Origin of the sequence: Orientia chuto str. Dubai, assembly GCF_000964595.1 — a bacterium.
GTDB lineage: Bacteria > Pseudomonadota > Alphaproteobacteria > Rickettsiales > Rickettsiaceae > Orientia > Orientia mediorientalis.
The window spans coordinates 1-12950 of the sequence record NZ_LANP01000029.1 but is presented as its reverse complement, the minus strand read 5'-3'; the positions used below and the strand labels follow the sequence as shown (position 1 = coordinate 12950).

11 protein-coding genes and 4 pseudogenes are annotated in these 12950 nt (G+C 29.3%); 8 read left to right on the top strand and 7 right to left on the bottom strand.

Annotated elements, in window-relative coordinates; translation table 11 throughout:
* Positions 1 to 131: 131 nt before the first annotated feature.
* The 3 genes and pseudogenes from OCHUTO_RS06850 to alaS all read left to right on the top strand — a co-directional run.
* Positions 132 to 233: pseudogene (locus OCHUTO_RS06850) on the top strand (sensor histidine kinase); the annotation flags it as partial.
* A gap of 189 nt (positions 234 to 422) precedes the next feature.
* Positions 423 to 623 (top strand): hypothetical protein, encoded by a 201-nt coding sequence (locus tag OCHUTO_RS04295; protein WP_198139668.1) that lies wholly within the window; start codon positions 423 to 425, stop codon positions 621 to 623.
* A gap of 504 nt (positions 624 to 1127) precedes the next feature.
* Positions 1128 to 3797, top strand: coding sequence for an alanine--tRNA ligase (gene alaS / locus OCHUTO_RS04290; RefSeq protein WP_045797568.1), 2670 nt, complete (start codon positions 1128 to 1130; stop codon positions 3795 to 3797).
* On the opposite strand, the gene ygfZ is transcribed toward alaS, so the two are convergent.
* The 6 genes from ygfZ to efp are packed head-to-tail and all read right to left on the bottom strand — an operon-like array spanning position 3794 to position 9470.
* Positions 3794 to 4660, bottom strand: a complete 867-nt coding sequence (gene ygfZ, locus OCHUTO_RS04285) for a CAF17-like 4Fe-4S cluster assembly/insertion protein YgfZ (RefSeq protein ID WP_045797567.1) — start codon at positions 4658 to 4660, stop codon at positions 3794 to 3796. The genes alaS and ygfZ overlap by 4 nt on opposite strands.
* 29 nt (positions 4661 to 4689) lie before the next feature.
* Entirely contained in the window at positions 4690 to 6090 is a 1401-nt protein-coding gene (locus OCHUTO_RS04280) for a sodium:solute symporter family protein (RefSeq protein WP_045797566.1), read from the bottom strand.
* Positions 6091 to 6093: 3 nt separating this feature from the next.
* A complete protein-coding gene (locus OCHUTO_RS04275; RefSeq protein ID WP_045797565.1) occupies positions 6094 to 7362 on the bottom strand; it encodes an MFS transporter in 1269 nt (422 codons plus the stop codon).
* Between the two features lie 40 nt (positions 7363 to 7402).
* Complete coding sequence (gene tsaB, locus OCHUTO_RS04270) at positions 7403 to 8095, bottom strand: tRNA (adenosine(37)-N6)-threonylcarbamoyltransferase complex dimerization subunit type 1 TsaB (RefSeq protein WP_045797564.1); 693 nt, start codon at positions 8093 to 8095, stop codon at positions 7403 to 7405.
* A 23-nt stretch (positions 8096 to 8118) separates the two neighbouring features.
* Positions 8119 to 8904: an FIG domain-containing protein gene (locus OCHUTO_RS04265; protein ID WP_045797563.1), complete on the bottom strand. Its 786-nt coding sequence runs from the start codon at positions 8902 to 8904 to the stop codon at positions 8119 to 8121.
* Entirely contained in the window at positions 8901 to 9470 is a 570-nt protein-coding gene (gene efp, locus OCHUTO_RS04260; protein ID WP_045797562.1) for an elongation factor P, read from the bottom strand. The genes OCHUTO_RS04265 and efp overlap by 4 nt, the downstream gene beginning before the upstream one ends.
* Before the next feature lie 943 nt (positions 9471 to 10413).
* On the opposite strand from efp, the gene OCHUTO_RS04255 reads away from it, so the two are divergent.
* Entirely contained in the window at positions 10414 to 10926 is a 513-nt protein-coding gene (locus OCHUTO_RS04255; protein WP_156961304.1) for a hypothetical protein, read from the top strand.
* Complete coding sequence (locus OCHUTO_RS06845; RefSeq protein ID WP_269745491.1) at positions 10923 to 11057, top strand: hypothetical protein; 135 nt, start codon at positions 10923 to 10925, stop codon at positions 11055 to 11057. Before OCHUTO_RS04255 ends, OCHUTO_RS06845 begins: the two co-directional genes overlap by 4 nt.
* A gap of 183 nt (positions 11058 to 11240) precedes the next feature.
* On the opposite strand, the pseudogene OCHUTO_RS06645 reads toward OCHUTO_RS06845, so the two are convergent.
* A pseudogene (locus tag OCHUTO_RS06645) lies at positions 11241 to 11488 on the bottom strand (hypothetical protein).
* Positions 11489 to 11615: 127 nt separating this feature from the next.
* Between OCHUTO_RS06645 and OCHUTO_RS04250 the strand changes: the two are divergent.
* From OCHUTO_RS04250 to OCHUTO_RS06640, 3 genes and pseudogenes are all read left to right on the top strand, one after another.
* Complete coding sequence (locus tag OCHUTO_RS04250; RefSeq protein ID WP_052694654.1) at positions 11616 to 11876, top strand: hypothetical protein; 261 nt, start codon at positions 11616 to 11618, stop codon at positions 11874 to 11876.
* Between the two features lie 25 nt (positions 11877 to 11901).
* Positions 11902 to 12171 (top strand): annotated as a pseudogene (locus OCHUTO_RS07150) (hypothetical protein).
* Between the two features lie 70 nt (positions 12172 to 12241).
* Positions 12242 to 12638: pseudogene (locus tag OCHUTO_RS06640) on the top strand (TraB/TrbI/VirB10 family type IV secretion system protein); the annotation flags it as partial.
* Positions 12639 to 12950: the final 312 nt, after the last annotated feature.

Genomic DNA, 12950 nt, shown 5'->3' with positions numbered 1-12950 from the left:
ATTGCTGTATACCTGATATTATCTGAGTTTAGAGTTAGATAATATTCTCTAGAGATTAAAGGCGTAAACAGCAAATTTATTTCTTTTAACCTCTAGCAGCCATTTGTTAAATTAAATAGCAGGGGAATTTTATGCCTATAGAAGATGAAGGTCAAAACAAAATTAATAAATTAACTAAAAAATTAGCTACAGAAGGAATTAATAGCACTACAAAACAAATAGATGCTGAATTAACTATACCATCAATGATAAGAGTTGTTTAGATGTTTTACTTAAGTTTTTTTTCCATTATCTCCTGTTAACTTTCTCCATTCTGAGGGAATAAAATTTCCAATAAAATGATAAAAAATTATACCAATATTGCAACCATTAGTTATATACTGTGTGTTGCACTTTTTGCCTCCAAAAATACAGCTATAGCAGTGATTCTAGAAAATAATATTTTTATAAATTATTCTAAAATTTTTATTCAAAAGGTAGAATATAAGGTGCATAATCAGTTTTATGCAAAACCTATTTTTCATCTTCATACTGATTCTATCTGCCTTACAAGACCAATTTTACCTATAGACAATGTTAAAGCATCCGAGTTATCAAGAATAAATTGTATAGACTTGATTTAGTATCTTAGACAGATAGTTAAGTTACTACAATATAACAAAAGTGAATAGGGGAATATTGGTATTTTCGCTATGGAATGTTTTTTTCCATCATTTTTTATTGTTATACTGTTGTTTGTTCCAAAAGCAACAGTATGGATAAAGAATGAAGTATCGATGACTGCTCTAAGAAGGTAGATAAGATTTCCGATAGGTATAGCTGCTTGCTTTTGCTTCTCTTTATCCTCTCAAATTAGCTATTACCTGTCAGAAATTTAAAACACAGATGTACACCTTGCAATGTATTGGATTTGAATATAGTTATGTAAAAGAAAGTTGTTACATTATTTCTTAAAAATTTTCTGAAAGTTATGCAAGCTTTGCTTAAATATACTACTAATTACAGCTATAAAAATATAGTATAGGTAATAATAACAGTATATATTTGTAGCGTTATATATACTATTTTTAGCTATAGTAATGACTTAAAAACAGCGATTAAGATTGCACATCAACTTAGAATAATAAATGTCAACATTTTTAGATATTAATCAAATTCGTACAACTTCTATAGAATTTTTTAAAAAAAATAATCATCATCATGTTAGCTCTAGTCCTCTAGTACCGGACAATGACCCTAGCTTATTTTTTGTTAATGCTGGTATTGTACAGTTTAAGGATTATGTTAGAGCACCTGAAATAAGTAAGTATAGTAGAGTAGTAACTTGCCAAAAATGCGTGAGAGCTGGTGGAAAGCATAATGATTTAGAAAGTGTTGGCTATACAGCACGCCACCATACCTTTTTTGAGATGTTAGGCAATTTTTCCTTTGGAGAAAATAATGCTAAGCCAGAATTTATGGATCTTATATGGAAATTTTTAACAAAAGAATTACTTATTGATAAAAATCGTCTTATTGTTACAGTATATCATACTGATCATGAAACTGCAAAGCTGTGGCAATCAATTGCAGGATTAGACAATAGCAGAATCATTCGCATTAAAACAGATGATAATTTTTGGTCGATGGGAGCTACTGGACCATGTGGACCATGTACAGAAATTTTTTATGATCATGGAGATAAGGTAGCAGGCGGTTTGCCTGGGACAAAAGATGAAGATGGAGGACGTTATACTGAAATATGGAACATAGTGTTTATGCAGTATGACCAACTTAATGAATCAACTAGGGTTGAACTAAAAAAGCGTTGTATAGATACTGGTGCTGGATTAGAACGTATAGCAACAGTATTACAAGGAGTATATGATAATTACGACATTGATTTATTTAAAAACTTGATTGCAAATATTGAGCATTTAACAAAAGTGAAATCAGTTGGAGAAGCTAATTTTTCTCATAGAATAATTGCTGATCACTTAAGAGCTAGCGCTTTTTTGATTGCGGATGGAGTAATGCCTTCTAATGAAGGTAGAGGATATGTTTTAAGAAGAATAATGAGAAGAGCTATGAATCAAATTCATCAACTTGGCTGCAAAGAACCTATTATGCATCAACTAGTTTCAAGTTTAATTAATGAAATGGGAGATTTCTATAAGGAATTGAGAGCTAGACAAAAGCTAATTACTTACTTACTAAAAAATGAAGAAGAGAAATTTAAGGTAACTTTATTGAAAGGATTAAAGTTGCTTGAAGCAGAGAGTAAGAATTTAAAATCAGGAAATCAGCTTTCTGGAAAAATTGCCTTTAAACTTTATGATACATATGGTTTTCCTTTTGATTTAACTCAGGACATTCTAAAAACAAGAAATATTTCAGTCAACAAAACAGAATTTGACCAGAGCATGCTTGAGCAAAAAAATAGAGCAAGGCAATTATGGAAAATGCATGGTAGCAATAAGGAACAGTTATTATTGGAAAAATTAAAAGAAGACTTTAGAATAACTGAATTTGTAGGTTATAGCCTTTGTCAAGCTGAAGGAATAGTGGTAGCTCTTATTCAAGATAATCAATATGTAGAATATATTGATATAATGCAGAAAGATCAAGAATTTTGGCTTATAGCAAATCAAACTCCTTTTTATGCTCAATCTGGTGGACAAATGGGAGATATAGGAATAATTAAAAATAAGGAGTGTAAAATTCATGTAATTGATACTATAAAGCTTTTAGGATATACTCACGTTCATGTTTGTAAAATAGTAGAAGGAAGAATTAACATAAATGCTGTAGTACATATGGTAATTGATCAGTCATATCGTACTCAATTGCAAATTCATCATTCAGCAACACATATTTTACATGCAGCTTTAAGAGAAATCTTAGGTAACCATATTATCCAAAAAGGATCATTGGTAGCTTATGACTATCTACGTTTTGATGTTTCACATTCAACATCTATCAGTAAAGAGCTTTTAACTAAAATTGAGAATAGAGTTAATGAAATTATTCTCAGCAATACTGCAGTTCAATTTACAATAATGCCTTTTGATCAAGCAATATCTCAAGGGGCAGTAGCTTTATTTGAAGAAAAATATGGTGATGAAGTTAGAACTATATCTATAGGGGAAACATCTGATACTCAATATTACTCCTTTGAATTATGTGGTGGAACTCATGTTAAATATACTGGAGATATTGGAGCATTTAGAATTTTATCTGAAGGTGCTATTGCTGCTGGAGTTAGGAGAATAGAAGCAATTGCAGGTAAACATGTTATAGAACAAGCTAGAAAAGATAGTGAGCTAATTAGTCAAATATTAGAAAAGTTCAGCATTACTAAGCAAATGATAATGCCTAAAATTGATAGTCTTATAGAAGAAAATAATTTATTAAAAAAACAGTTACATCAATTAAAATATAATCAACTACTTTTATGTGATAATGATATACAAAATGTTGCTGATAATATTGGAAAAATAAAATTTATTTATAAAAACGTTGAGGATTATAATCTTCAGATTATTCGAAAAGCCATAAGTAATACGACAAAAAATATTCAGAATCTAGTTATGGTTGTAATAAATAAAAGTGATAATAAAAACACCATTATAATTGGTGTTAGCAATAATATTATTAATCAAATACAAGCTAATAACTTAGTGAAAGAAATTATAAATCATCTAGGTGGTAGTGGTGGAGGAAATATTTCCCTTGCTCAAATTGGTTGCTGCTGTACCAGCGAGATTATAGATTTAAAGAATGTGATTTATAAGTTATTGATCAACATGATACATTAACTCAAGGTTGTTTGCCATGGAGGAATGCTAAGTTTTATTTTTATATCACTTACAGTGATTTCTTGTTGAGAAAGGTTCTGATGCTCATCACTTTCTCTGATTAATGCTATGCCTTGTGTATAGTGTCCAGAACACCAATAACCTATAATACTACCATTATGCATTACAGGAGTTTGATGTAAAATACCCAGTAAATTTTCATTGCTAGTAGCATGGTATATTTTTTTTCGTACTATTCCTTGAGATCTAATTCTGGATATTAGTTCTTGCCCTATATAACATCCTTTTGAATAACTTATAGCATTTAATATATTAGCACCGTATTCAATAGGAATAGCTTTGTTAGATTGCAAGTCAATTTCACCATCTGGTATTGCAAATTTATATTTATCAACTAAATATAGATCAATATTTGATGTAACTAAGTTGTAAGAATTGAATTTATTTGTTAATAATCTAAATCCCATTTGATTAAATCTAGGATCCTGATATTGAATTAATACCTTAGTAGCTTCAAGATTAAGATTGTATAAGTCACTATCACATAAATAAGATTGACTATATATAATGCTATAGCAGTCACTTACATCACTAATTTTTACTTTTGATCTAAGTTTAAACATATTTAATTTTGATAAAAGATCATTTTTAATACTAGCAGAGCAATCAATAAAAAAGTTGTTACGATTATTAATAAGGAAAAAATCAAATAAAAATCTGCCTTTTGGATTTAAAATCATAGAATACTTAGCTTCACCATCTTTAGGTATAACATTTGTAGTAATTCTTAATAAAAAATTAGCTGCATCACAGTCAGATAAATGCAAAACTGCTCTATTATTTAACAAATGATAACTACACATACTTTTTAAATAATTAGAAGTTATAGAAATTAATTACTGTATCTTATTACTAATTTACCATTCCGCAAATTAAATAAGTATATTAAGATAAAGAATAAAAAGTTAATGGTAGTACCAATAACACCACCAGATATACTGAAAACTGAAAACAAGTTATAATATTCCCATATAATAAATGTTGCTAATCCTAATATGCTGTTGCATATAAAAGCTTTAGTGCTAATTTTTATATTAAATAATCCTAAAATAATTGGTACTAATAGAGGAGCACTCCAAAAGCCATTCATAAATATTATAAGATCAACTACACTATAAAAATTAAGAGCTATACAGATAGAAATACTACCAGTCAGTATGGTAATAACTTGCGTTAATAAAAATGATACTGCAGGTTTGCTGATATTAGTTAACGGATTAATAATGTCATTAATCATACTAATTGATATAACACTAAGATTACTTTGAGCTGTAGTGATAACAATAGATAATAATCCTACCAGCAAAATCCCTTTGAATAGTGGTGAAAAAAAACTATTAAGTATAACTAATATTGGTGTAGCAGTATCCTGTGGTAGCATAATACAAAATGCTATTAAACCATTGATAGTAATGCAAATTATAAAAAATGCATACAAGCAAGACTTAATAATTAATGCATGCTTAATTGTTGTTGCGCTATTATTATTCGCTAATAATTTTTGAATGAGACTTGGATGAAACCCAATAATAGAAAAACATAAAGCTATTTTTATAGTACTCAATATTAATTCTGAATTATATAAAGCATACTTAGGTAAAATTTGATTTACTATATTATAAATGCCTAATTTATAGCTTCCAATAGTTGGAACTACAACAATAATTAATATCATAGCTATAAATCTCAACAAGTAAGTAGCAATAATCGCTTTACTTCCTTCAACAGCAGTATAAATAATAATTATTAAATAACTTAGTATTAAACTTTCTGAGTATTTAATTCCAAAAATAAATTCAAAAATTCTTCCGCTAACAATAATTTGAGTTGTAAGGTATCCTATTGATGCTGAAACTGCTCCTATACCAGCAATAATACGCCCATAATTACCATAATGTTTATAGGCAATATCACCAATACTACAAAATCTATTATTATAACTAAATTGAGGCATAACTAGTAATGCTATTATAACATCAACTACTACTGATAATAGTAGGCCATAACTCCATACTAAACTGTTACTAATCAAAACCTTTTCAGCAATACCAAGTATAGTACCACCGCCAATTGACGTAGTTAATATAGCTATAACAAGTAGAAATTTATTATTTATGGTTTTGCTCATTTTAGCAGCACCAAAATCATCTAAAGAATGAAATTTAGCTCGATAATAAATACTTACTCCAATAGTGAGTAATAAATAAGTTATAATTATGAGTTTAGTAATCATATTTTATACTTTGGTTTTCAAAATTTTTGCTAAAAATTTAGCTAACAGTACAGCTAACATAGCATTAGTTGTTATAATTACAAAAAACCATCGCCAACCAATAATCTCAATTGTGTATCCAGATATGATTGGAAAAATTCTTGATATTCCCATCATAGAACTGAGAAAAGAATATTGAGTTGCTCTATAATAACCTTTACATAATGAGCTAATTAAAGCAATATAACAGGACATCATCATACCACCTGTTAGGCTTTCAAATATATTAACTATAACTAATATACTTAAATTTTTCCCAAAAATATCTAAAATAATAAAACAGGAATGTGATATAGCATGTAAAAATCCAAAATAAATTAATCCATTTAATATTGTTATCTTGTGAATAATGCAACTAGCTATTAGTCCACCACAAATAGCGCTAATTGTCCCTAAAAATTTGCCTGCAAAAGCAATTTCTGTTGTACTAAAACCTAGTTCAAAAAAAAAAGAATTAAGCATAGTCCAAATGCAATTATCGGGTATTCTGCAAAAAATTAAAAATATTAATAATACTAGCACTGTTCTAAATGAACCTATTGGCTTAGTTATTTCTGTTAGAAAAGAAGTTAGGGAAGTAAGAGAATTGTATACTTGTAACTGCTCAGGTTTTATTTGAAACTCGTTTGATTCTTCACACCTGAATTTTTTAGCAAAAACTACTAGTAGTATAGAAAATAGTATAATTACTAAAGAAAAAAAATGATAAATGCTTTTCCAACTTATAACTGTTGAGCAGTATATTGCCCCTGATCCAGAAATTATCATAGCAACTCTATAGCCAAAGATATATGTTCCAGAAAATAATCCTTGCTCATTACTCTGCACTATTGAAGATCTAATAGCACCTAATACTACATTTTGAGTTGAACAAAAAAAAGAGATTATGAATGCTACTATACTAATCTTATATAGTTCAGTTGCAGGTGATAAATTACCCATAGTAAATACGCTTATAGCAAGTAACAACTGAATAATTACTAGCCAGCTTACTCTATGTCCTAAAATAGATGAAAGGTAAATTACCTTTTTTGAATCTAAAAAAGGAGCCCAGAGAAAATTTATAGAATATGGTAAAAATATGATTGAAAATAGTCCAATATTTGGCTTACTGATTCCTTCTGAAGCTAGCCAAAAGTTTAATGTATTACTATTAATTAGTAAAGTAAATCCACTAATAAAGCCTAGCAACCAAACTTGTAATTTTAGATGTTGCTTTGTCATTACTTCCATTTATTATTTCCATTACAAGTTATAGATATTTTTTTTTATTTTAATTAGGTTTCCAATGCTTAAAATTCTGATTATGTATATATAATGGAATAAGTTCAGTAGAATAACTCTGTTTTGAGACTAATAATTGATATGCTAATCTGCAAACTGGTTTTGCATCATAATTTACAAATCTTGGTAAAAAGAATACATTATTTGGTATAGTTGTAGTTGCAGCTAATAGTTCATATATCATCTTTGTTGCGTTGCCTGCACAGGCAGATAATGATTTAGTATTTAATATCAAGTTTACTGCCTCAGCAGTATCAGTTAATATTGCTTGAAATTGAGTGTTACTATTAAAATCAAATTTTTGTAAATAAATTTTATTTCTGTAAGCTTTAATAGCAGCAAAAGCCATATTTAGCCCTTTTATTTGTTGTTTTATAAGAAATTTTAATACCTCAAAATCAGATATGACTATAGGGACAATCTTTGATGCCATGGTAATACCTAATGCTGCAGCAAGTCCTACCCTTATACCAGTAAAGCTACCAGGTCCTTGAGTAACAGCTAAATAATTAATATCTTCAAATGTAATTTTTACCTGCTTTATGGTTTCTTGAATCATAGGAACCAAATGTTGAGCCTGCATAGCAGGCTCAACATTATAATTAGCAGCTAAAATATTATTATTTTCGCTAATTGCTACTGAACATCTGTTATTTGAAGTGCAGATACCAAGAATTTTCATTCGATCAAATTCATTGTTAAACTTTATATACTTACCCTTATTGATGATGTAGAAATTACATTAATATTGGGATTAATGACGTTAACTATGCCTCCAACTTTAGTTACAAGTAATTTTATTAAATCATCGGAATCATAAATGCTTTCTAAGCGATCATATACTATAATATCTAGCTTACCTGTTAAAAACAATGTACAGGCATATCTTAAACTACCAAAACATCTAATTTGCTTATTGTTAATAACAGCATTGTTAATCTTTATTAGTAATGCCTTATTCCATGAATCAGCTAATGTAAGTTCCATTGCTAATAACTTATATTTATTGGCTTTAAAATTTGAAACTCTTAGCTTAAAACGATTTGATTGTTGATGGTTAAATTTGTCAACCCATACTTCATTATTATCTACATAATAAATTTCCCCTATAGCTGGAAAATATTGTATTCCACAGTGAATTTTTCTTTTTTGTTGTACTATTGTTTGCAAAGAAAATTCAATACAAAAAAATGGTAATGCCTTTTCTAAATTGGTTAAATTATCTATTAAATTTACTAATAAATACTTACCATCTGGTAAATTTGTTATGCGTTGCTCATGGCAGAAAACTAGTTTTCCAATATCATCTGATGAATATTTACTTACTCCTTCAATTATACGCTTTTGAATTTTGGTACAAGAATGTATAACAAATGATCTAGTATCACAATTAGTATTTTGTATTATGTCTAATTCACTAAAATCTCTTAATAAAAAAACTGTTGCTTTTCTAATAATTTGCTCAAGTATGTTAATAATTGGTAGAGTCATTTAGCTCGCTCGACAAATGAAAGATCTTCTAACTTGACAACAATTTTTTCTCTAGGGCTTAAATATGGTGGTACCATGATTTTAGCTCCATTGGTTAAAATAGCAGGCTTGTAAGAAGAGGTTACAGTTGCTCCTTTTATATTAGGGCTGGTTTCTAGTATTTCAACTACTACAGTATTTGGTAAAACAAGCCTTATTATTTCATTCTGATAAGTTTCTATAGTTACTACAGTATTTTCTAGCAAAAAAGGTAATTTATTATCGGCTATAATACTTTTTTTGACTAAGATTTGTTCAAAATTTTGCAAATCCATTAGTACCAAGTGATTATTTTCCTGATAAAGATATTGGTAATTTTTCTGTTCTAACATTGCTTTTTCTAAATATTCAGATGAGCTAAACCTTTCATAAATTTTGGTACCAGTTTTAAGGTTTTTCATTTCCAACTGAATATATGCTCCGCCTTTGCCTGGTTTAGTATGCTCTGGATTTTTACTTACTATCCATAAATTATTTTGATATTTAAGAATATTTCCTTCTCGAATAGAATTTGCTAAAATCTTCATAAATAATTAAAACTTATAAAACTGTTAACAGACTAAAACTATAGTATAACTTAAAACTCCTAAAACACAAGATAGGCATGGGATTGTAGCAAAATATATATAACAGAAAAAAATGTTGAAAGTTATAATAAGCTTTAAACTAGTTGGATTTTATGTCATCTACAGGTCAGTTTTGAATTTTCAATATAGAGTAGATCGTGTCAATTTGGGAATAATAAATGGATATTGCAGGGTATCTACTATGCTTGATAGATCTTATTCTTATATTAAATTATGGAAAATCTTAGCTACTACAGATATTTCTTTCTAATATTTATTCTTTATGACAGTAAAGAGTTCTTCTAGCCATTATTTTGCAAAATAAATCAAAAATTAGATTTAATATACTCTTCAAAGCTTATTTTGTTACCTGAAAATCTGTAGCTGATATAATTGTAAACTTTTTTCGAAGCTGATATTCTTCCTCTTGGTTCTTGTTTAATTTTATATGAGTTAGAAACAATTTGATCATATTTTTAGATCAATGGTCAAATAAGTAATATACAGATGATATTTTAAAGAACTATTTAAGACTCTGTGTCATGCAATTTATTAAGTAAAATGCTTCTATAATTATTGAAAAGGATTTCTCTTTTAATAAAGTGCAATAAAAAAATAATTAGAATTATAAATTTCTGCAGTATTATGTGGATACAAATATTTGTTGATTTTGCTAGACTTTGATCTAAATTAAGTCTGCTCAATTTTAATATAAATAACAAACTGCAGTAAAATTAGCGCTGGCAATTCAAATTAAATTGTATATCATGAATATTATAATTCATCATTGAGAGTAGTTAATTATGTCAGCAAGTGAACATAGAGAAACAAAAAACCAGAATTCAGAAACTGTGAGGGGCAGAAAGAAAAAACGTCACATAGACTTTTTGAACCATTAATGTCAATGATTCAATTGTTAAAGTTGCTAGTTAAAAAATGTAGGTCGTTATTAGGATCAGAAAAATCACAAACAGAAGATAAAGAAAAAGATATAATACAGCAGAATCAGAAACTGCGTGAAAAGCTTCAGTTAATGGAAGAGATAGTAGCTAATTTAGAAGCCAAAGTCAAGGAGTATAAGCAAAATCAATCAAGTCAACAAGATTTCCCCTCAACAAAAGCAAATAAGCAGGTAGATTTAGCCTCACAAAATATACCGCCACCGCCGCCACCACTGCCTCCTTTATCTAGTAGTTCTGGATATAAGCCAATAAAGAGCAATAAAAGCCCACATCAGCGACCTCATCATTCTGACCCAGATCCTCAAACTTTAATGATGAATGAGCTGAAAAAAAGGCTACAAAATCGCAGGAAGGGTATAACTGGTGATAGTGGCAAAAGTAATCATTCAGCAGAGAAAGCTGAAACGAAAAAAACGGTCCTTTGGGAAGTTGTGGTTCCTTGCAGTCAAGTTTGAGTGCTAGAATTCCTTATCAACCTGGTAATAACTCTCTGAAACCGAACGATCGTGATAAGCAACAAAATACCAAATATAGAGATTTTGTGAAAAACAAATCATCAGGTAGCCCTCGTACTAGGGGTAGATAATCTTTGTTCTATAGAGTTTTAATATATAGGTACAAGAAAAAAAGGCTAAATTTGAGCTTTTTTTATGCTCTGTAGTTTTTTTTGGAAAAGGGAGTATAGAATAAAAAATTGGGAAAGCGTCTTAATTTTTAATGTGATTACCAATAACCTTTAAAGTTTAGGTATTACTTTTCTTAAATATAATTATACAATACCAATTGCTACCATGACTCCAGCAAGATTGATATTTCCTCTTGCTACAATAAAAATCGATGACAAAATAGTTGCACTAGATATACCTTAAGTTTTCCGCTCGAAAGATTTCCAATCTTATCGAGTTGATTTTCTAGAGTTGAAGCCAATGCTGATTCAAAAGAAAAAACACATATTATTAACAGTGCTATAACAACTTTATTCCACGGATTTTTCAGTAAACTCGAACATACAAATATTTTTTCTTGATTATTTAGTTAATTCACTCATACTCTACTAGAGATCGAGATTTCCGAATATGGACCAACGAGAATAAAGTTTGATAAAATTAACGATATATTTGCTTATCCACAAGATGCTGCTTAGATGGTAATTCATAATTCTGGTTGTATTTTTGTTGTACCACAGCAAGGTAAAGACAAGGTTTATTTAACATTGATTGGTGAAGATGAAACAGTTCAAGATTTAAAACTGATTTTTGTTTCAAAGGATCCAAGTCCTGTAATGCTTATTAAAGCAGCTGAGAGTGAAATCTCATTTAAGATAAATTTTTTTCTTGTGCAACTCAAAAACTCGATATCAAATTCACTCCTTAGTAGAGAAATTATGAGTGAATTAACTGAATAATCAAGAGTTTATACGTTCGAGTTTACTGAAAAATCCATGGAATAAAGTTGTTATAGCACTGTTAATAATATGTTTTTTTCTTTTGAATCAGCATTAGCTTCAACTCTAGAAAATCAACTTGATAAAATTGGAAACCTTTCTAGCGGAAAACTTAAGGTATATCTAGTGCAACTATTTTATCATCGATTTTTGCTGTAGCAACATTTGTCTTGCTGGAGTCATGGTAACAATTGGTATTGCATTAGGTTTTTACCTAGATTGGATTGCTAGCGGAATAAAAGTAACTAGCACTTAGGAAGCAAAGTGAAAGATTTAAAGCAATTCATTTGCAAGTAATTGCAAAATTGGTGCATGTACAACGATTTATAAAGAAGGATGTTAAAAATTATGTTACTAGTGGCAGCTCTGCTAAGGCTGTACTACTCGGTTGTTGTAGGTATGGAACTAAAACAAGCTCTTCATCACCGGAGTGCTTCAGCTGTTGAATACGGCTATTCTTTATGATGAATATAAAACTGATCAAATAAAAAAAGCAATTTTAATTGGCTCTTGTAATGGAGATATTTCCTCAGAAAGAGCAAAATGCCGTTTAGAAACTCTTTCAGTAATTAACAATAAAGGAGAAATAATCGAAGTTGAAGGCTGGTTGATGATGGCCGTCCAGGTATAAAAGTGGTAGATAAGTCCTCTAATGCAGTTAGAATGGCGGTATTAAATGGTGTGTTCAGTAGTATAGCTAAATTTCTTCAGGCTAAAGCCAATAAGCCAGATATGCAGACATGTATCTTGAAAGAGCAAGAAAAATACTTGCAAGGATGCTTTCAAAGGAGTTAGCTTACTTTTGAAGGTAGAAAGAGGTGACTCTGTAAATGCGACTAGATATTAAATCTGTGGTTCTGATAAGAGCCCTCTTTCACAAGGCTAAAGCTGAACAGTATCTGAAGTCTGACTTATTCTGTATAAATATGGTTAGCTAAAGTCTTGGTTCCCTTTTTAAAACTTATCTTCCAAGGAGCAATATAATGTCTAAACCAATTTTAGGAATTGATGTATCCAAATTAGATTTAACTATTT